Origin of the sequence: Bradyrhizobium sp. (assembly GCF_004799405.1) — a bacterium.
Taxonomy (GTDB): domain Bacteria; phylum Pseudomonadota; class Alphaproteobacteria; order Rhizobiales; family Xanthobacteraceae; genus Bradyrhizobium.
Window position 1 is genome coordinate 1 of the sequence record NZ_SSMW01000041.1, and the last position, 19,310, is coordinate 19,310.

Consider the following 19,310-nt stretch of genomic DNA (forward strand, 5'->3'; position numbering starts at 1 on the left):
TGGCATATTCGGGGGTCATGGTGGCGACCGCGGCAGTTCCGCGGGTCGCGATATGCCAGATGCCGATGAAGGCCACGAACAGCACGACCGACACGATCGCCGCGCGGAAGCGAAGCGAGGAAGTCATCTCCGTCTCCCCGCTTGCGGGGAGAGGGGCTGACGCGCGCCAGCCGACCTCTTCCCGCACGCGGGGAGAGGTAAAGAAGGAGAAGTTGCCGCCCTCACGTTAGCTTCCTGATCTTGAAGCTGTTGAGATAATCTTCAGGCTTGGCGGGATCGAAGGTCTTGCCCATCACCGAGAACGATTTGTACGACGCCGACGGCGGCGTCAGTCCCATGTCCTGCATCACCTTGCGCGTGTCGGTGGCGAGATAGACCTGCTCTGCCACCGCGTTGTAATCGACGTCGCCCTTGATCTGGCCCCAGCGTTTCATCTGCGTGAGCATCCAGACCGCGAAGGATTGCCAGGGGAACGGATCGAAGTCGACCCGCCTGGGATCGATCTTGATGCCGCCAAGGCCGTCTGCGTAAGTTCCGGTGAGCGCCTGCTCCAGCACGGTGACCGGCGCATTGATGTAGTTCGCTGGCGCAATGGCTTCCGCAATCTGTTTGCGGTTCTCGGGTTTCGAGGCGTAGGCGGTGGCATCGACGATCGCCCGCGTCAAAGCAGCAAAGCTGTTCGGCGATCCCGTGATGAACTCCCGGCTCGCGGCGAAGCTGCAGCAGGGATGCCCGTCCCAGATTTCCTTGGACAGCATATGCATGAAACCGACGCCGTCATAGATCGCGCGCTGGCAGATATTGTCGGGCGCGAGGAAGCCGTCGATGTTGTCGGCACGGAGGTTGGCGACCATTTCCGGCGGCGGCACCGAACGCAGCTGCACATCGGTGTCGGGATCGAGGCCGTTTTCCGCGAGATAGTATCGCAGCAGGTAGTTGTGCATGGAGTAGTCGAACGGAATGGCGAACTTCATGCCCTTCCAGTCCTTCGGATCGCGTCTGTCCTTGTGCTTGATGGCCAGCGTAATGCCTTGGCCGTTGATGTTCTCGATGGCCGGGACGGTGAACGGGATCGCCTGCGCGCCGAGGCCAAGCGTGATCGCGATCGGCATCGGCGCCAGCATGTGCGCGGCGTCGTATTCCTTGTTGAGGGTCTTGTCGCGGATCACGGCCCAGCCCGCGGTCTTCACGACCTCGACGTTGAGGCCGTGTTTGGCATAGAAGCCGAGCGGTGCGGCCATGATGATCGGCGTCGCACAGGTGATCGGAATGAAGCCTACCTTCAGGTCTTTTTTCTCCGGCGCGCCGGCCTCGGCGAAAACCTCGGTCGCGGTCCGGAGCGGAAAGAACTGCGAGATCGCGGCAAGCGCCGTCGATGCCCCGACCGATTTCAGGAAAGCCCGGCGCGCCGCATCCTTTGGAAACATCGCGCGCATGACGGCTGAGGCCACGACGCCCTGGTAACGCTGCTCCTCGGTTGGAACCGGCTCGCAACGCAGCGACGGGGTCGCCTGATTATGCTCGTCCTCCGAGCGATGCTGGCCGCAAACACAGCCCGAGCGTGAGAGCTTGCGATCGGCGTCGAAGGCGTCGTCGAAGGTGGACATCCGGGATTCCTTTGCCAAGTGTTGAGAGGTATTGAGCAAACCCACAGGCAAAAGCTGCGCCAGTCGCAGCCCGGCCGCTAACCCGCAGCCGGGCTGCGACAATTTGCTCGGCTAGGCCGCCTTGCCCGTCAGCCTGGCATCGGTCGGCAAGCCCTGTTCAATCGGCAGCGATGGATCCCGGGACCATTCGTTCCACGACCCGAAATACATCCGTACGTCCTTGACGCCAGCGTTCTTGAGCGCAAGGAAGGTGTTCGACGCCCGCGCGCCCTTGAAGCAATAGAGGTACACCGGCGTATTTTGCGAGATGCCGACCGTGGCGCATTCGGCCAAAATCTCGTTCTTGGACTTGAAGCGCTGGCCCTCTGCGGTCGGCTTCATCATGCGATACCATTCGAGCCAGACCGCGCCCGGGATGCGTCCCTTGCGCGGACAATAATCCTTGCCATAGGGCGAGGAGCTTTCGCCGATCCACTCGTCGACGTCGCGGACGTCGAGCAACGCGACGCCGGGCTTGCCGACCGCGGCAAGCATGGTTTTGGCATCGATCAGGATGTCGCCGGCGCCGGGAACGATCGTGAACGATGCGGGCGTCGGCTTCGGCACGTCGGTCGTGACCGGCAAGCCCTTGGCGACCCAGGCTTCGAACCCGCCATCGAGCACCTTAACCTTGGGATAGCCCAGCATGGTCAGGAGGTAGTAGCCGCGGCAGGACTGACCGAAGCCGGTATTCATCGACTGCTCGTAAACGACGGCGGTTTCCTTGCCGGAAAGCCCGGCCTTGCCGAAGGCGTCGGCGAACTTGGTCTTCAATTCGTGGATGCCTTCCGGGGTCGAGGTCGCAAGGTAGGTGAAGATTTCGTGCACGTTCACCGCGTTGGGGAGGTGCCCCGCGACATAGGCATCGGGATTTCGCGTGTCGATGATCACACACGGCTCTTTGGCCGAGAGATTGGCGAGTTCGCCGGCAGAAATCAGAACGTCTGTCATGTCAGGCCTCTCCTGTTTGGTGGTTGATGGTCAGGGTCGATTGCGAAATCCGTTTCAAAACTCGCACCATGGGCCTCAGGCTTGCGCGAGCATCTTGCGAAGCTGTTTGGTTGCCGGCGTCACGATGGCGACGAAGTAAGCCTCGCGCAGCCGGCGCTGGACGCGATGGCTCTTCAGGTAACCCCGCGCGCCGCAATGGAGCATCGCCGCGTGCGCGGCAGCGACGCCGGCCTCGCCGATGTTCAGGCGCAGCGCCACGACGCGGCGCCAGTAGCCGTCGTCCGCATTCAACGGGTCGCGCGCCAGCACCATCGTTTCGGCCTCGAGATCGGCCAGCAGATCCTGAAAACTCTCCGGCTGTTGCTGCAGGTAGCGATTGACGTGACCGAGCGGCTCGGCGACCTCGTTCATGATCGCGATGCAATCCCTGATCAGGCCGATACCCATCCCGGCCTGCAGCAGGATGAATCCGGCGCGGATTTTCCCGACGAAGGGACCCGCCGGCTCCGCCAGAACATGATTGTCGGGCACGAAGGCGTCGCGGAACTGGACGCCGTAGGTGCCGGTGCCGTCCATGGCGAGGAACGGCTTGCAGGGCTGCAGCGCGACAGCGGGATCGGCGCAATCGGCAAGGAACATCACGATCTCGCCGGACCTGCCCTCGATCTCGAAGATCGTTCCGAACCAATGATCCGGGCCGAGATTCGACACCCACGGCAGCGCACCGCGCACGACGTAGCCACCGTCGACCTTGCGGCCCTTCAATTTCAGCTTCTCGATCCCGAAGAAATTTTTCATCGGATTGGAAAGGCCGGTGCCGCCGAGAATCCTTCCCGTCGCGGCCGCGTCGGTGAATTTGCCGGCCAGCGCCGGATTGCCGGAATTCGCGGCGTACCAGACCAGCGTGTTCTGGCACCACGCCATGAAGGCGGTGGCGCCGCAGACTTCGCCAAGGGCCGAGATCGATTGAATGGCGCAGCGCAGGTCGGCTGCGCCATTGCTCGGCCGGTGGCTTCCCCAGGCCCCGGCCTCGCCGAGGCGTCTTAACAGGTCGGCCGGATAGAGCGTGCCGGCGTCGATCGCCGCCGCCAGCGGCGCCAGCTCTTTACGCGCAATCACCGCGACCTCGCCGGCGACCGATAGCGGCGAAAGATCGCTGTCCTGGTCGGCCGGTAGACGCGATGCGGCCACTGAACTCATCGGACTCTCCGAACTGCGGGAATTTCAAAGCCTGTTGCAAATCACGGCGCCGCGCGCCCTCTACGCACTGACCTCGAGATTGACCGGCCGGGTGAAGGTGTTGGCGACCGGCGACCACTTCTTGACGTGGGTCACCAGCGCATCGATCTCGCTTTGCGGAATGCCTTCGCACTCCATGTCGACCTTGACCCGCACATCGGTGAAGCCGACCGGCTTTTCGCTGACGTCGCCGGTGCCCCATACCGCCGTGATGTTGAGGTCGCCCTCGAGTTCGAGTTCGAGTTTGTTGACGGTCCATCCGCGATGGACCGCGTTGGCGTGAAGCCCGACCGCAAGGCAGGAGCCGAGTGCGGCCAGCGAGGCCTCGGAGGGATTGGGAGCGGTGTCGTCGCCTAACAGACCCGGCGGCTCGTCGACGATGTAGGGCGCAAGGTTGCGGATGTAATTGGCATGACGGAACTTGCCCTCGGCCACCGTTTTGCACTTTAAGGTCTTGATGACCTGCGGATTGGCCTTGCCGTTCGCGATGAGCTGTTCCAGCCCCTTTTTGTCGATCGGGGCAAGGCAGCCTGTAAGCACTGTTTTTTGAGCGACAGCAGTCATTATTTCTCTCCCTGGAGGTAGGATACCGAACGGTCTGTTTCCTGCATGAACCGTGCCAGACGGCACTGAAACGAAAACGCGAAGCGTTGAAGCCGCTTAGCCGCCGCTGCCTTCGAATCGGTCAATGGCGAATTGCTCAAACGTGATGCAACTGCTGACTGCCGAGATTATTTTGAGCGCAGAAAAATGCGGCTTGATGCATGCGGCACAGTTGGATTAACTGCGCACATGGGCAGACCATCGGCGAAGAAGCGATCCGTTGCGATAAAATCTTCCGGCGGTGACGACGAGTCCGCGCGCGGGCGCCTGCTCAGTGCCGCGACACGGCTGTTCTGCAAGGACGGAATAAACGCGACCGGCATCGACGCGATCATCCATGAAGCCGGTACCGCCAAGACCACGCTGTACAAATTGTTCGGCTCGAAAACCAACCTCGTGCATGTCGTGCTGGAGACCGAAGGCAAGCAGTGGCGCGAATGGTTTATCGCCGCGCTAGAGTCGGGCGGCGGCGATGCCCAGACCAAACTGACTCGGATTTTTCCTGCGCTAAAGGACTGGTTTGGCCAGGAACGTTTCTATGGCTGTCCCTTCATCAATGCCGTCGGCGAACACGACAAGGATCAGAAGCAGTTTCGCGCGATCGCGATGCGGCACAAGAAAGTCGTCCTGGCGCACATCGAGAAACTGGCGAGCGAGATGGGCGCGGCGGAGCCGCAGATGCTTGCCCATCAGCTCGCCCTTCTGATGGACGGCGCGATCGTCGCAGCCATGGTCTCCCGCAATCCCGGCGTCGCAGACATGGCGGGATTGGCCGCCGATTCCCTGTTCGCGCCTTCGAAGCTGAGGAAACCGAAACGAACCGGCGCGGCGACGGCGCAACTCGTAGCCGTCTGACTTCCAACACTTGCGGCGGGGTCGAATCGTAGTCGAGCATTTCGGGCCCGATGGTTCGAGACGCTGCGGCGCCACCGTGCTCCTCACCATGAGGGACCTCATCGCCGAAGGGCGCGCACTTGCACCCGTCTCGAAGGATGAAGACGTTGGACCGCAAAACCCTAGCGAACCTGCGGAAGCCCAGCCTCCAGCCGGTCTAGCTGCGCTGCGATATCGCGCTCGACATCGGCGACATCGATCCGGACCACCCGGTAGCCGCGCTGCTCCAGCCATGCCTGGCGTGCCGCACGGTCTTTCGCGATGACATCGGTCTCGCCGGGATTGATCAGTTCGATCGCCACCCGGTGCACAAAGGAAACAAAATCCGGGATATGCCGGCCGACCGGCGTCTGTCGTTTGAACTGCCCGGCGAAGCGGCGATCGGTGGTCAACGCCCGCCACAGGATGCGTTCGGCATCGGTCGGGTTTCGCCGCAGCAACCGCGCCAGCCCGCGCACCGTGCCGCTTTCCGACGGCAACGCGCCCTGCCCGTGCTCGGCGAGCAACGCCCGCAGCCGCGTCGCCTGTTCGCCGTCGAGCACCCCGCCCTTGGCCGGACCCTTTCTCCCTTCCGCAATCGCCATGACCACGCCGTGCAGGGTGTGCATATCCTGCTTGGTCGGCTCCTTGCGGGAGAAGATGTTGCGCAGGTTGACCAGCATGGTCTCGCGCTTTTCCGCCGGGCGCAGGAATTCGACCTGGTCGAGCTCGCGCACCAGATTGTCGAAGAACGCCTGCATCTGGTGCTGCGAGGCGCGCTCGGAACGCTCGGGCATCGCAAACGGCAACGCGCCCTCGGTCGCAAGCTTGAACCATTCGTAACCCATCAAGAGCACCGCCTGCGCAAGGTTGAGCGAGGCGAAGCCGGGGTTGACCGGAAAGGTGATGATGCGGTCGGCCAGCGCCACCTCCTCGTTCTGCAGCCCGTAGCGCTCGCGGCCAAACAGGATGCCGACCTTGCCGCCGCCGGCGATGTCGGTCGCGATCTGGCGCGCCGCGACTTCCGGCGCCACCACCGGCTTGGCCTGGTCATGGGCGCGGGCGGTGGTCGCGAACAGCAGCGTGAGGTCGGCGACCGCCTGTTCGACGGTGTCGAACAGCTCGGCCTGGTCCAGAATATGATCGGCGCCGGCGGCGGCGCGCCGGGCATGCATGTTCGGCCAGCCGTCACGCGGATTGACGATCCGCAAGCCGGTCAGCCCGAAATTGCCCATCGCGCGCGCGGCCATGCCGATGTTTTCGCCGAGCTGGGGCTCGACCAGCACGACAACGGGGCCGGCTAGCGTGACGCCTGATTTGGTCTTGTCGGTGCCCGAGCCGGACATCTCACTTCACTTTCTGATTCAACGTCTGAAGATCTTGAATCGAGGTCTCATCGGACGCGCTGCAGGAACGCCTTACTGGATTGCCCGTCCGGCAGAATTTCTCAAGCAAAATAACCGGGTTACGGACACAACCTGACACTCGAGCAAAACCTCAATTGCAGAAGAAAATTCCGTGGCAAACCGACCGGCGATCACGACCGCGCCCGGCGCGGTTGTTTCGGGATATCGCCGCGACGCCGGTTTCCAGCTGGCTCGAAATCAGGCCCCAGTTGCCCGCCCATTCGCCTTCCAGCCCACGTTTTCGGGTGCTATAGCGACCCGGCAACCGCCACTCGCCCGAAACGCGCGCTTCCAAGAAAAGGCCCGACCTGCCATGGCAAAAATCAAGGTGACCAACCCCGTCGTCGAACTCGATGGCGACGAGATGACCCGGATCATCTGGCAATACATCAAGGACAAGCTGATCACCCCGTTCCTCGATATCAACCTGATGTATTTCGACCTCGGGATGGAACACCGCGACGAGACCAACGACCAGGTGACCATCGATGCCGCCAACGCCATCAAGAAGGTCGGCGTCGGCGTCAAATGCGCCACCATCACCCCGGACGAAGGCCGGGTGAAGGAATTCGGCCTCAAGGAGATGTGGAAGTCGCCGAACGGCACTATCCGCAACATCCTGGGCGGCGTCGTGTTCCGCGAACCCATCATCTGCAAGAACGTGCCGCGGCTGGTGCCGGGCTGGACCAAGCCGATCATCATCGGCCGCCATGCCTTCGGCGACCAGTATCGCGCCACCGACTTCAAATTTCCGGGCAAGGGCACGCTGACGATGAAATTCGTCGGCGAGGACGGCAAGGTGATCGAGCGGGAGGTCTACAAGTCGCCCGGCGCCGGCATTGCGCTGGCGATGTACAACCTCGACGATTCCATCGCCGATTTCGCCCGCGCCTCGCTCAACATGGGCCTGTCGAAGGGCTATTCGGTCTATCTGTCGACCAAGAACACCATCCTCAAGGTCTATGACGGGCGCTTCAAGGACATCTTCCAGGACATCTTCGACAAGGAATTCAAGCCGAAATTCGACGCCAAGAAGATCACCTACGAGCATCGCCTGATCGACGACATGGTGGCGGCTGCGATGAAATGGTCCGGCGGCTACGTATGGGCCTGCAAGAACTACGACGGCGACGTGCAGTCCGACACTGTGGCGCAAGGTTACGGTTCGCTGGGGCTGATGACCTCGGTGCTGATGACGCCCGACGGCAAGACGGTCGAAGCCGAGGCCGCCCATGGCACGGTCACGCGGCATTACCGCGAGCATCAGAAGGGCAAGGAGACCTCGACCAACTCGATCGCCTCGATCTTCGCCTGGACCCGCGGGCTGTCGCACCGCGCCAAGCTCGACAATAACGAGGCTCTGGCGAAGTTCGCGGCGACGCTGGAGCGGGTCTGCGTCGAAACCGTCGAAGCCGGTTACATGACCAAGGACCTGGCTTTGCTGGTCGGTGCCGACCAGCGCTGGCTGTCCACCACCGGCTTCCTCGACAAGGTCGCCGAGAATCTCACGAAAGCGATGGCGACGGCATAACGAACCGCCAATGCGGAGAGCGCGGCCATGCTATTTCCCAGGAGTGCCGCGCTGGCGTTACTGCTGCTGTCGGGTTTGCCGGTGAGCGCGCCGGCAGAAACGCCCGCCGAGGCCGTCGCCCCGTCGCCGGGAGAAACCATCGTGCTCAGCGTGCACGCCGAAGGCGCGCAGGTCTACGAATGCAAGGCCGGCGCCGACGGCAAGCTCGGCTGGGTATTCCGCGAACCGATCGCGACGCTGCTGGCCGATGGCAGGACCGTCGGCCGTCACTATGCCGGGCCGAACTGGGAACACGGCGATGGCAGCGCGGTGGTCGGAAAGGTTACCGCTAGCGCGCCGGGTGCGACGCCGAACGATATTCCCTGGCTCAAGCTTGAGGTGATTTCCCGGCGCGGCAACGGCATCCTCACCGGCGTCACCGCGGTGCAGCGGATCAATACCAAGGGCGGCAAGCTTGACGGGGTGTGCGACAACGCCGGCAGCTTCGCGAGCGCGCCCTACTCCGCCGAATATGTCTTCCTGCGCAAGGCCTGAACGGCGGGAGGGGTGCGATGCTGTTCATGGTGATCGAGCGCTTCAGGGATCGCGACCCAATCCCGGTCTACCGGCGCGTGCGCGATGCCGGCATCAAGTTTCCCGAAGGACTGACATACGTCGCAAGCTGGATCGAGCCCAACTTCGACCGCTGCTTCCAGCTGATGGAATGCGACGACCTGCGGCTGCTTCAGGAATGGGTTCTGAACTGCCAGGGGCTCGGCATGACGTTCGAGATCGTGCCGGTGGTGCCGAGCAAGGAAACCCGCGAAGTCGTGGCGCCGTTCCTCGACGATAAATAGCAGGGCGTCAGCCGCCCATCGCCTTTTCGATGGCCGAGAGCGCAGCATTTGCCTTGGCGCCATCGGGTCCGCCGGCCTGCGCCATGTCGGGCCGCCCGCCGCCGCCCTTGCCGCCAAGCGCCTCGGAAGCGACGCGGACCAGATCGACCGCGTTGTAGCGCGAGGTCAAGTCGCTGGTGACGCCGACCACGACGCCGGCCTTGCCGTCTTCGGTGACGGCGACGATGGCGACCACCCCCGAGCCGATTTGCTTCTTGCCGTCGTCGACCAGGCTCTTGAGATCCTTCATCTCGATGCCTTCGACCGCGCGCGCCATCAGCCGGGTGTTGCCGACCTCGCGCACGCCGCTGCCGGCCCCCGAGCCGTTGGAAGCCGACGCCCCGCCGCCCATCGCCAGCTTCTTGCGCGCGTCCGACAGGTCGCGCTCGAGCTTCTTGCGCTCCTCCATCAGCGAGGCGATGCGCGCCGGCAGTTCGTCGAGCGAGGTGCGCAACTCGTGCGCGGCCGACTTCGCCAGCGCCATGGTGTCGTTGGCGTGCTTGCGGGCGTGGTTGCCGGTCAAGGCCTCGATCCGGCGCACGCCGGATGCGACCGCACTTTCGCCGGTCACCGAGATCAAGCCGATATCGCCGGTGCGGCGCACGTGGGTGCCGCCGCACAATTCCACCGACCAGCCGAGCGCGTTGGCGCCGTGCTCGCGCGCGGTCTTGCCCATCGAGACCACGCGCACTTCGTCGCCGTATTTTTCGCCGAACAATGCGCGGGCACCGGCGTCACGGGCGTCATCCACTCCCATCAGCCGGGTGATGACTTCGTCGTTCTCCAGCACGACATTGTTGGCGATGTCCTCGACGCGGCTCAATTCGTCCGGCGTGATCGGCTTCGGGTGCACGAAGTCGAAGCGTAAGCGGTCCGGCGCCACCAGCGAGCCGCGTTGCGCGATGTGATCGCCGAGCACCTGCCGCAGCGCTTCATGCAGCAGATGTGTCGCGGAATGGTGGGCGCGGATCGAGGCGCGCCTGGCGTGATCGACTTCGAGCAGCAAAGCCGCACCCGGTTTCAGCGTGCCCTGTTCGACGGTGCCGACATGAACAAAGAGATCGCCGGCCTTCTTCTGGGTATCGGTGACGCGAAACCGCACGCCGTCGCCGGTCATCATGCCGGTGTCGCCGACCTGGCCGCCGGACTCCGCATAAAACGGCGTTTGGTTCAGAACGATTGAACCGCTGTCGCCGGTCTTCAGGCTTGCGACTTCCTTGCCGTCCCGCACCAGTGCGGCGACCTCGCCTTCCGCGCTCTCGGTCTCATAGCCCAGGAATTCGGTGGCGCCGAATTTCTCGCGCAACGGAAACCAGACATTCTCGCTGGCGGTATCGCCGCTTCCCGCCCATGCCGCGCGCGCCTTGGCGCGCTGCCGGTCCATCGCGTCGGTGAAGGCGGCGATATCGACGCCGATGCCGCGGTTGCGCAGCGCGTCCTGGGTGAGATCGAGCGGAAAGCCGTAAGTGTCGTACAGCGTAAACGCCGTATCGCCGTCGAACATGTCGCCTTTCCTAAGCGTGGCGCTCTTGTCGTCGAGAATCGAAAGTCCGCGCTCCAGCGTCTTGCGAAACCGGGTCTCCTCCAGCCGCAAGGTTTCCTCGATCAGGTTCTCGGCGCGCACCAGTTCGGGGTAGGCCTGGCCCATCTCGCGCACCAGGGCCCATACCAGCCGGTGCATCAGCGGATCCCTGGCGCCGAGCAATTGCGCGTGGCGCATGGCGCGGCGCATGATCCGGCGCAGCACATAGCCGCGGCCCTCATTCGACGGCGATACGCCGTCGGCGATCAGGAACGACGAGGCGCGCAGATGATCGGCGATCACGCGCAACGACGCCTTCTGCGGGCCTTGCGGATCGGCCCCGGTCAATTCGGCGGCGGCGCGGATCAAGGCCACGAACAGGTCGATGTCGTAATTGTCATGCTTGCCCTGCAGCACCGCGGCGGTGCGCTCCAGCCCCATGCCGGTGTCAATCGAGGGTTTCGGCAGCGGATTGCGGACGCCTGATTCGAGTTGCTCGAACTGCATGAAGACGAGATTCCAGATCTCGATGAAGCGGTCGCCGTCCTGCTCGGGTGAACCCGGAGGCCCGCCCCAGATCTTGTCGCCATGGTCGTAGAAGATTTCCGAACAGGGCCCGCACGGTCCGGTGTCGCCCATCTGCCAGAAATTGTCCGAGCCCGCGATGCGGATGATGCGGGAATCCGGCAAGCCTGCGATCTTCTTCCAGAGACCAAAGGCCTCGTCGTCATCGATATAGACGGTCGCCGTCAGTTTATCTTTCGGCAGTCCGAATTCCCTGGTGACCAGATTCCAGGCGAGCTCGATGGCGCGGTCCTTGAAATAATCGCCGAACGAGAAATTGCCGAGCATCTCGAAGAACGTATGATGCCGCGCGGTGTAGCCGACATTGTCGAGGTCGTTGTGCTTGCCGCCGGCGCGCACGCATTTTTGCGAGGTGGTGGCGCGCTGGTAGGGCCGCTTCTCGATGCCGGTAAAGACATTCTTGAACTGCACCATGCCGGCATTGGTGAACATCAGCGTCGGGTCGTTGCGCGGCACCAGCGGCGACGACGGCACGATCTCGTGGCCGTTGGCCGCGAAATAATTAAGGAATGCCGACCTGATTTCGTTAACGCCGCTCATATCGGTCCCATCGCACCCAGTATCGCCTGTAGGGCAGGCACTTCCAGCGCACCGCTTTTAGACAAGGGTGCAGGCGGTGTCCAGAAAGTGTGCAACGAATCAGCGGGTTGCCGCACCAGCACAGGAACCGTTGATAGCCGCGCGGGCCGCGTTGACAGCCTTGGCGCAGCCGTGTTTTCCTCCTATCTAGTAGGAGACAGTCACGTCGGGAGAGACCGGCTTAAGTGTCGGCGCCGAAGGAGCAACCGCCCCGGAAACTCTCAGGCAAACGGACCGCGTGACTTGGTAGCATCTGGAAAGAGACGCTGACCGGCGAAAGCCGAAAAATGCGTCCGCCGACGGGATAATACTCTCAGGCACAGCGACAGATGGGGCTTGCGCGGGTTTTCGGGGAATCTCCCCCGGCAACCGCGAGGGTCCCATGATGCTTGCGCGCGACGACCAATCCCCGCTGAAACGCACCCCTTTGCACGCGCTGCATGTCGCGCGCGGCGGCAAGATGGTGCCGTTCGCCGGCTACGACATGCCGGTGCAATACGCCACCGGCGTGCTCCGGGAGCACCTGCACACCCGCAAGCTTGCCGGCCTGTTCGACGTATCGCACATGGGCCAGATCGCGCTGCGACCGAAATCCGGCAAGCTCGAAGATGCCGCTTTGGCGCTGGAGCGGCTGGTGCCGCAGGACATCGTCGCGGTCGCGGTGGGCCGGCAGCGTTACGCGCAGTTCACCAACGGTGCCGGGGGCATCCTCGACGACCTGATGGTGGCGAATTTCGGCAGCCATCTGTTTCTGGTGGTCAACGCCGCCTGCAAGGCCGCGGACGAGGCGCATCTGCGCGCGCATCTGTCTGACGTTTGCGAGATCGAGCCGCTGGCCGGCCGCGCCTTGATCGCCCTGCAAGGGCCGAAGGCGGAATCGGTGCTGGCGACAGTTTGCGCGGACGCCGCGGCGATGCGGTTCATGGACGCTGGCCCGCATGTGGTCGACGGCATCGACTGCTTTCTCTCGCGCTCGGGCTACACCGGCGAGGACGGCTTTGAAATTTCGGTGCCCGCCGAACGCGCCGAGTCACTGGCGACGAGGTTGCTGGCAAACAGTGACGTACTCCCGATCGGGCTTGGCGCCCGCGACAGCCTGCGGCTCGAGGCCGGGCTGTGCCTCTATGGCCACGACATCGACACCACGACCACGCCGGTGGAGGGCGCGCTGGAATGGTCGATCCAGAAGAGCCGCCGCCACGGCGGGGCGCGCGCGGGCGGCTTCCCCGGCGCGGACAAGATTCTGGCCCAGCTTGCGAACGGCGCGCCGCGCCGCCGCGTCGGGCTGAAACCCGAAGGCCGCGCGCCGGTGCGCGAAGGCGCGCCGTTATTTGCGGACACTACCTCCTCCGAGCCAATCGGCGCGGTCACCTCCGGCGGCTTCGGCCCGAGCCTCAATGCGCCGATCGCGATGGGCTATCTCCCCTCGCCGCTCGCGGTGGCCGGCGCTCCGGTGTTTGCCGAATTGCGCGGGCAGCGGCTGCCGCTGCGGGTCACAGCCATGCCGTTCGTTCCCAACACCTATAAACGCTGAAGGAATTGTCATGACCACGCTGTTCACGTCCGACCACGAATGGCTCCGCATCGAGGGCGACGTCGCCACCATCGGCGTCACCGACTACGCACAGTCGCAGCTCGGCGATGTCGTGTTCGTCGAACTGCCGAAGGTCGGGCGCAAGCTGAAGAAGGCGGAAGCCGCCGCCGTGGTCGAGTCCGTCAAGGCGGCGTCCGACGTCTACGCGCCGATTTCAGGCGAAGTGCTCGAGGTCAACGAGGCGCTTGCGGCGGAGCCCGCGCTGGTCAATTCCGACGCCGGCGGCAAGGCATGGTTTTTCAAACTGAAGATCGCGGACAAGAGCGAACTCGGCGGCCTGATGGATGAGGCCGGCTACAAGGCGCACACGGCGTGATGATGAGGATATGACCATGACCGCGCACCGCAAACACGCCAACGAGGCCGCCACCACCTTCGCCCGGCGCCATATCGGGCCTTCGCCGCGCGATATCCAGGCGATGCTGGAGACCGTGGGCGCCAAAAACCTCGAGGCGCTGATCGCTGAAACGCTGCCGTCGTCGATCCGGCAGAAAACGCCGCTCGACCTCGGCCCGCCGCTCAGCGAAACCGAGGCGCTGGCGCATATGCGCGAGCTCGCCGCGCAAAACCAGGCGTTCACCTCGCTGATCGGCCAAGGCTATTCCGGCACCATTCTGCCGGCGGTGATCCAGCGCAACATTCTGGAAAATCCCGCCTGGTACACGGCCTACACGCCGTATCAACCGGAGATCAGCCAGGGCCGGCTGGAGGCGCTGTTCAATTTCCAGACCATGATCTGCGATCTCACCGGCCTCGATGTGGCCAATGCCTCGCTGCTCGACGAGGCCACGGCGGCGGCGGAAGCGATGGCGCTGGCCGAGCGCGCTGCGCCATCAAAGCACAAATCGTTCTTCGTCGACCGCGAGGTGCATCCGCAGACCTTGGCGGTGCTGCGCACCCGCGCCGAACCGCTGGGCTGGAACCTGGTGGTCGGCGATCCCCTCGCCGATCTTGCACCGGCCGAGGTGTTCGGGGCGCTGCTGCAATATCCGGGCACTTCCGGCGCCGTGCGCAACTTCAGGCCTGCGATCGCGACGCTACAAGCCAAGGGCGCGCTCGCCATCGTCGCGGCCGACCTGCTGGCGCTGACCCTGCTGGCCTCGCCGGGCGAACTCGGCGCCGATATCGCGATCGGTTCTGCCCAGCGTTTTGCGGTGCCGATGGGCTATGGGGGGCCGCACGCGGCCTACATGGCGGTGCGTGACGGGTTGAAGCGCTCGCTGCCGGGGCGGATCGTCGGGCTGTCGATCGATTCACGGGGGCAGCCGGCCTATCGGCTGGCGCTGCAGACCCGCGAGCAGCACATCCGCCGCGAAAAAGCCACCTCCAACATCTGCACCGCGCAGGTGCTGCTGGCGGTTATCGCCTCGATGTATGCGGTCTATCACGGCCCGGAGGGACTGACCCACATCGCCCGCAACGTGCATCGCCTGACGGCCGTGCTGGCGGCGGGATTGCGCAAGCTCGGCTTCGTGCCGCAGTCGGACACGTTCTTCGATACCGTGACGGTGCACGCCGGTGCCAAGCAGAACGAGATCGTCGCGCGCGCTCGGGCCGAAGCCATCAATTTGCGGATCAATGAGTCCACGCTCGGCGTCGCGCTGGACGAGACCACGACGCCCGCAACCGTGGAGGCGGTGTGGCGCGCGTTCGGTGGCAAATTTGCCTATGCGGACATCGCGGCCGATGCAGGCGACGCGTTGCCCGCCGAACTCAAACGCGCCCGCGCGTTTCTCACCCATCCGGTATTTCATACTTATCGGTCCGAAACTGAGCTGCTGCGCTACATGCGCAAGCTCAGCGACCGCGATCTCGCGCTCGACCGCGCCATGATCCCGCTGGGCTCCTGCACCATGAAGCTCAACGCCACCTCGGAAATGATCCCGCTGACCTGGCCGGAATTCGGCGAGCTTCATCCGTTCGCGCCGCGCGAACAAGCTGCGGGCTATCACGCGCTGTTTGCGCGGCTGCAACGGTGGCTGTGCGACATCACCGGCTATGACGCGGTCTCGCTGCAGCCGAATTCCGGCGCGCAGGGCGAATATGCCGGCTTGCTGGCGATCCGCTGTTATCACGCCGCGCGCGGTGAAGCGGATCGCAAAGTTTGCCTGATCCCTTCCTCGGCGCACGGCACCAATCCAGCCTCCGCCAGCATGGCGGGCATGGAGGTGGTGGTGGTGGCCTGCGACAGCAGGGGCGATGTCGACGTCGACGATTTGCGCGCCAAGGCCGCGCAACATTCGAAACGCCTCGCCGCCATCATGATCACCTATCCCTCCACCCACGGCGTGTTCGAGGAGCATATTCGCGAAATCTGCGAAATCGTGCACGGCCATGGCGGGCAGGTCTATCTCGACGGCGCCAACATGAACGCGCAGGTCGGGCTGTCGCGGCCCGGCGACTACGGCGCCGATGTCAGCCATCTCAATCTGCACAAGACCTTCTGCATCCCGCATGGCGGCGGCGGCCCGGGCATGGGGCCGATCGGCGTAAGAGCGCATCTGGTGCCGTTCCTGCCGGGACATCCGGTGACCGACGGCGGAACGCCACACGCGGTCGGGCCGGTGTCGGCGGCGCCGTTCGGGTCGGCGTCGATCCTGACCATTTCCTACATCTACATCCTGATGATGGGGGGCGAAGGGTTGAGGCGGGCCACCGAGATCGCGATCCTTAATGCCAATTATATCGCCAGCCGGCTGGCCCCCCATTTCCCGGTGCTCTATCGCAACGCCAAGGGCCGCGTCGCCCACGAATGCATCGTCGATCCCCGCCCGCTGAAGGCATCGACCGGCGTCACCGTCGACGATATCGCCAAGCGGCTGATCGACTATGGCTTCCACGCCCCGACCATGAGCTTTCCGGTGCCGGGCACGCTGATGATCGAACCGACCGAGTCCGAATCGAAGGCGGAGCTGGACCGTTTCTGCGACGCCATGATCGCCATCCGGCTGGAGATCGCCGAGATCGAGCTTGGGCGCTGGAAGGTCGAGGCCTCGCCGCTGCGCCATGCCCCGCACACCGTGCACGATATCGCCGACGACGGCTGGGCGCGCGCCTATAGCCGCGCCGAGGGCTGCTTCCCGGCTGGCACGTCGCGGTCGGACAAATACTGGTGTCCGGTCGGGCGGGTCGACAACGTCCATGGCGACCGCAACCTGGTGTGCTCGTGTCCTCCGGTCGCGGATTACGCGGAGGCTGCAGAGTGAGGCGGTCCGTCCTTTGACGGAAAAGAAAGACGTCTCCGGCATGCTGGACATCTGCCCGGAACGGTGAACCTGCGAAGTCAGGTGAAGGCCGAACTTGAAGTGCCGGTGAAACGCCGCGAGTGAATCAAGAGCTTTCGCTTAGAGCTCCAAGTCCTTTTGCTGTCGTGAATTTCCTTTGGCAATACGGCAGCAATGGCGAAGCGTTGACGCCTTCGGGAGCCAAAGAAAATGGCAGCGAGACCCCAAGTCATCCGACTTCCTCCCTTCCCGTTAACGTCGAATTCTAAGTCACACACCTATGCTCATGGCGTTCATCGCTTACGGCTTCACCAGCATCGAATCCCAGCGCCATAGCCGGTCGTTGGTCAGGTGCGTGCCGCCCCACCAGCGGTCGATCGGGTTGTGCCGGCTGAAATCTTCCTTGTGCGCGACGATCGCCTTGCCGAAGTCGGTCAGCGACAGCCGGCTTCGGTGGTAGGCGTGGACACGATCCCGGAAGTTTTCCCGTTCGAGCGTGCGTAGCTCCTCGTCGAGACCGGCCACGGCCGGGGTTGGACCATGGGCAAGCGCATCAAGCAGATAGCCGTGCTCGAACTCACCGAAGATGCGCGTCCCTCGCAAGCTGCGAAGGTGGAAAAGCGCGTTTGTCCGCTGGTATCCCCTCGCGATCAGCTCCAGGAAACGCATTTCCGTCGCGCCAAGCCCGGTCACGCTGGAGGGGAGCTCTTCAAGCAATTCGCGCAGGGCCGGCCTCAGCAGCGGCAAAGCGCTCAAATCCTGGCCAAGCAGAGCGAAGCAGGCTTCCGGCGTCGGTGCCCGGTACGCCTGCCAGGCCGCGCTTGCCGTCGCCAGTTCCCTTTCGGTGACGGGGACGGCCGGCGGCTGCCACTTGCCAAGCTGCCGAAGCTCGATCATCTCGATATCGACAAGGCGCAATCCCAGCCTGGACCCGATTTCCGGATGAGACCGAAAATAATCAAGCAGCCAGACCAGTTCCAATTGAGCATTCGGATTTGGGTCGAACCATAATTCGACGGTTTCGCAACGCCGGCACACGTCGATCAAACTGAGATCTTTCCAGCCGACCTCCTCGACCTTGCGTGTCGATACATAATCGAGCCAATGCCCGCCGGCGCTTGGGTCGTCCGCGCCGCCAATCTCGTCTCGAGTTCTTCGCCGGACGGCAGCGGTCCCCACACGAACCGAAGCATAAGGTCGATCGCGATATCGGCCCGACCTTCCTTCATGAAAGAAAGACTGGTGGAAGCGTCACTCGTCAAAATGAGACGCGTCATGGTCCTCTCCGCCATACGCAAAACAAAACGGGCGCCGGGGATCTCGGCAATTCCAGGTCCTCGGCGCCCGCTAATGTCAAACTTTAACTCACACGAACAAGATTTGGGAAAATCTCACTCCTCGATCGGCTCCTCGCCTTCGGTGTCGCGCTCGGGACTGCCGGCGAGAATCTGTTCGGCGATCAGGCCGGAGTTCTGGCGGATCGCCGCCTCGATCTTGGCGGTCATGTCGGGGTTGGCTTTGAGGAACGCCTTGGAGTTCTCGCGGCCCTGGCCGAGCCGCTGGCTGTCATAGGAGAACCAGGCGCCGGATTTTTCGACGATGCCGGCCTTGACGCCGAGGTCGAGGATTTCGCCCATCTTGGAGACGCCCTCGCCGTACATGATGTCGAATTCGACCTGCTTGAACGGCGGCGCCAGCTTGTTCTTCACCACCTTGACGCGGGTCTGGTTGCCGACCACCTCGTCGCGCTCCTTGATGGCGCCGATGCGGCGGATATCGAGGCGGACCGAGGCGTAGAATTTCAGCGCGTTGCCGCCGGTGGTGGTCTCCGGCGAGCCGTACATCACGCCGATCTTCATCCGGATCTGATTGATGAAGATCACCATGGTGTTGGATTTGTTGATCGAGGCGGTGAGCTTGCGCAGCGCCTGGCTCATCAGCCGCGCCTGCAGACCGGGCAGTGCATCGCCCATTTCGCCTTCGAGTTCGGCGCGCGGCACCAAGGCCGCCACCGAATCGATCACCAGCACGTCGACCGCGCCGGATCGCACCAGGGTGTCGCAGATTTCCAGCGCCTGCTCGCCGGTATCGGGCTGCGAGATCAGGAGTTCATCGATGTTGACGCCGAGCTTGCGGGCATAGACCGGGTCGAGCGCGTGTTCGGCATCGATGAAGGCGCAGATGCCGCCCTTTTTCTGGCCCTCGGCCACCGTGTGCAGCGCCAGCGTGGTTTTCCCTGAGGATTCAGGCCCGTAAATCTCCACCACCCGACCCCGCGGCAGCCCGCCGACCCCGAGCGCGATGTCGAGCCCGAGCGAGCCCGAGGATATCGTCTCCACGTCCATCGAGCGGTCGTTCTTGCCCAGTTTCATCACCGAGCCCTTGCCGAACTGGCGCTCGATCTGGGAAAGCGCGGCGGACAGGGCCTTGGTCTTGTCCATGGAGGATCCTTCGACGATACGCAGGGCAGTGGCGGACATTGGGTGGTGCTCCTTATGGCGGGGATTCGCTAGTGGGACAAACGGGGCGCAAAACAAGGGAATCTGAAGAATTAACGCTGATGGAACACCGTACCCTATTTGTTCTCCGTTCGCAATATGTTCTTTTTGTGGGGGTGGCAGCTATATACCCGCAGGACATGTAACCATGTCTTGTGGTAAACAAATAGCTACCGCCCCTAAC

The 19,310-nt window shown here is 63.6% G+C and carries 16 protein-coding genes, 1 pseudogene and 1 riboswitch; of the genes and pseudogenes, 7 read left to right on the forward strand and 10 right to left on the reverse strand.

What is annotated here, in order from left to right; translation table 11 throughout:
- The 5 genes and pseudogenes from E7813_RS07080 to E7813_RS07100 all read right to left on the reverse strand — a co-directional run.
- Positions 1-127 (reverse strand): annotated as a pseudogene (locus E7813_RS07080) (nitrate ABC transporter, permease protein); the annotation flags it as partial.
- 94 nt (positions 128-221) lie between these two features.
- Entirely contained in the window at positions 222-1,607 is a 1,386-nt protein-coding gene (locus tag E7813_RS07085; protein WP_291572237.1) for a CmpA/NrtA family ABC transporter substrate-binding protein, read from the reverse strand.
- 111 nt (positions 1,608-1,718) lie between these two features.
- Complete coding sequence (locus tag E7813_RS07090) at positions 1,719-2,597, reverse strand: sulfurtransferase (protein WP_291572239.1); 879 nt, start codon at positions 2,595-2,597, stop codon at positions 1,719-1,721.
- A 75-nt stretch (positions 2,598-2,672) separates the two neighbouring features.
- Entirely contained in the window at positions 2,673-3,797 is a 1,125-nt protein-coding gene (locus tag E7813_RS07095; RefSeq protein WP_291572241.1) for an acyl-CoA dehydrogenase family protein, read from the reverse strand.
- Between the two features lie 60 nt (positions 3,798-3,857).
- On the reverse strand, positions 3,858-4,400 hold the full coding sequence (locus tag E7813_RS07100; protein WP_291572243.1) for an OsmC family protein: 543 nt from the start codon (positions 4,398-4,400) through the stop codon (positions 3,858-3,860).
- Positions 4,401-4,628: 228 nt separating this feature from the next.
- Here E7813_RS07100 and E7813_RS07105 point away from each other — a divergent pair, with 228 nt between their 5' ends.
- Complete coding sequence (locus E7813_RS07105) at positions 4,629-5,294, forward strand: TetR/AcrR family transcriptional regulator (RefSeq protein WP_291572245.1); 666 nt, start codon at positions 4,629-4,631, stop codon at positions 5,292-5,294.
- A gap of 161 nt (positions 5,295-5,455) precedes the next feature.
- On the opposite strand, the gene E7813_RS07110 is transcribed toward E7813_RS07105, so the two are convergent.
- Both E7813_RS07110 and E7813_RS07115 read right to left on the reverse strand, forming a co-directional pair.
- Complete coding sequence (locus E7813_RS07110; protein WP_291572248.1) at positions 5,456-6,658, reverse strand: TrmJ/YjtD family RNA methyltransferase; 1,203 nt, start codon at positions 6,656-6,658, stop codon at positions 5,456-5,458.
- Positions 6,659-6,809: 151 nt separating this feature from the next.
- On the reverse strand, positions 6,810-7,013 hold the full coding sequence (locus E7813_RS07115; protein ID WP_291572249.1) for a hypothetical protein: 204 nt from the start codon (positions 7,011-7,013) through the stop codon (positions 6,810-6,812).
- 18 nt (positions 7,014-7,031) lie between these two features.
- Here E7813_RS07115 and E7813_RS07120 point away from each other — a divergent pair, with 18 nt between their 5' ends.
- The 3 genes from E7813_RS07120 to E7813_RS07130 are packed head-to-tail and all read left to right on the forward strand — an operon-like array spanning position 7,032 to position 9,085.
- Positions 7,032-8,249, forward strand: coding sequence for an NADP-dependent isocitrate dehydrogenase (locus tag E7813_RS07120; protein WP_291572250.1), 1,218 nt, complete (start codon positions 7,032-7,034; stop codon positions 8,247-8,249).
- Between the two features lie 27 nt (positions 8,250-8,276).
- Positions 8,277-8,783 carry a DUF3455 domain-containing protein gene (locus tag E7813_RS07125; protein ID WP_291572252.1) on the forward strand — a complete coding sequence of 169 codons (507 nt, stop codon included), beginning with the start codon at positions 8,277-8,279 and terminating at the stop codon, positions 8,781-8,783.
- A gap of 17 nt (positions 8,784-8,800) precedes the next feature.
- A complete protein-coding gene (locus tag E7813_RS07130; RefSeq protein WP_291572254.1) occupies positions 8,801-9,085 on the forward strand; it encodes a DUF3303 family protein in 285 nt (94 codons plus the stop codon).
- A 7-nt stretch (positions 9,086-9,092) separates the two neighbouring features.
- Here the strand turns inward: E7813_RS07130 and alaS are convergent, their stop codons facing one another.
- Positions 9,093-11,771: an alanine--tRNA ligase gene (gene alaS / locus E7813_RS07135; protein ID WP_291572257.1), complete on the reverse strand. Its 2,679-nt coding sequence runs from the start codon at positions 11,769-11,771 to the stop codon at positions 9,093-9,095.
- 196 nt (positions 11,772-11,967) lie between these two features.
- A riboswitch (glycine riboswitch) is annotated at positions 11,968-12,056 on the forward strand.
- A gap of 139 nt (positions 12,057-12,195) precedes the next feature.
- Between alaS and gcvT the strand changes: the two genes are divergently transcribed.
- From gcvT to gcvP, 3 genes are read left to right on the forward strand one after another with little or no spacing between them, the layout of a single operon-like run.
- Entirely contained in the window at positions 12,196-13,344 is a 1,149-nt protein-coding gene (gene gcvT / locus E7813_RS07140) for a glycine cleavage system aminomethyltransferase GcvT (RefSeq protein WP_291572375.1), read from the forward strand.
- A gap of 10 nt (positions 13,345-13,354) precedes the next feature.
- Complete coding sequence (gene gcvH / locus E7813_RS07145; RefSeq protein WP_291572259.1) at positions 13,355-13,720, forward strand: glycine cleavage system protein GcvH; 366 nt, start codon at positions 13,355-13,357, stop codon at positions 13,718-13,720.
- A 16-nt stretch (positions 13,721-13,736) separates the two neighbouring features.
- Positions 13,737-16,610, forward strand: a complete 2,874-nt coding sequence (gene gcvP, locus E7813_RS07150; protein WP_291572261.1) for an aminomethyl-transferring glycine dehydrogenase — start codon at positions 13,737-13,739, stop codon at positions 16,608-16,610.
- Positions 16,611-16,928: 318 nt separating this feature from the next.
- Here the strand turns inward: gcvP and E7813_RS07155 are convergent, their stop codons facing one another.
- Together E7813_RS07155 and recA are read right to left on the reverse strand one after the other, a co-directional pair.
- The gene (locus tag E7813_RS07155; RefSeq protein WP_291572264.1) at positions 16,929-17,609 is read right to left on the reverse strand and encodes a hypothetical protein; all 681 of its coding nucleotides are present in this window, start codon (positions 17,607-17,609) and stop codon (positions 16,929-16,931) included.
- Positions 17,610-18,019: 410 nt separating this feature from the next.
- Positions 18,020-19,108 carry a recombinase RecA gene (gene recA, locus E7813_RS07160; protein WP_291572265.1) on the reverse strand — a complete coding sequence of 363 codons (1,089 nt, stop codon included), beginning with the start codon at positions 19,106-19,108 and terminating at the stop codon, positions 18,020-18,022.
- Positions 19,109-19,310: the final 202 nt, after the last annotated feature.

Coding starts and splice junctions, on each gene's coding strand:
- E7813_RS07100 (WP_291572243.1), bottom strand. CDS start 4,400: ATGACTGCTGTCGCTCAAAAAACAGTGCTTACAGGCTGCCTTGCCCCG.
- E7813_RS07105 (WP_291572245.1), top strand. CDS start 4,629: ATGGGCAGACCATCGGCGAAGAAGCGATCCGTTGCGATAAAATCTTCC.
- E7813_RS07095 (WP_291572241.1), bottom strand. CDS start 3,797: ATGAGTTCAGTGGCCGCATCGCGTCTACCGGCCGACCAGGACAGCGAT.
- E7813_RS07085 (WP_291572237.1), bottom strand. CDS start 1,607: ATGTCCACCTTCGACGACGCCTTCGACGCCGATCGCAAGCTCTCACGC.
- alaS (WP_291572257.1), bottom strand. CDS start 11,771: ATGAGCGGCGTTAACGAAATCAGGTCGGCATTCCTTAATTATTTCGCG.
- E7813_RS07110 (WP_291572248.1), bottom strand. CDS start 6,658: ATGTCCGGCTCGGGCACCGACAAGACCAAATCAGGCGTCACGCTAGCC.
- E7813_RS07090 (WP_291572239.1), bottom strand. CDS start 2,597: ATGACAGACGTTCTGATTTCTGCCGGCGAACTCGCCAATCTCTCGGCC.
- E7813_RS07130 (WP_291572254.1), top strand. CDS start 8,801: ATGCTGTTCATGGTGATCGAGCGCTTCAGGGATCGCGACCCAATCCCG.
- gcvP (WP_291572261.1), top strand. CDS start 13,737: ATGACCGCGCACCGCAAACACGCCAACGAGGCCGCCACCACCTTCGCC.
- E7813_RS07125 (WP_291572252.1), top strand. CDS start 8,277: ATGCTATTTCCCAGGAGTGCCGCGCTGGCGTTACTGCTGCTGTCGGGT.
- gcvT (WP_291572375.1), top strand. CDS start 12,196: ATGCTTGCGCGCGACGACCAATCCCCGCTGAAACGCACCCCTTTGCAC.
- recA (WP_291572265.1), bottom strand. CDS start 19,108: ATGTCCGCCACTGCCCTGCGTATCGTCGAAGGATCCTCCATGGACAAG.
- gcvH (WP_291572259.1), top strand. CDS start 13,355: ATGACCACGCTGTTCACGTCCGACCACGAATGGCTCCGCATCGAGGGC.
- E7813_RS07120 (WP_291572250.1), top strand. CDS start 7,032: ATGGCAAAAATCAAGGTGACCAACCCCGTCGTCGAACTCGATGGCGAC.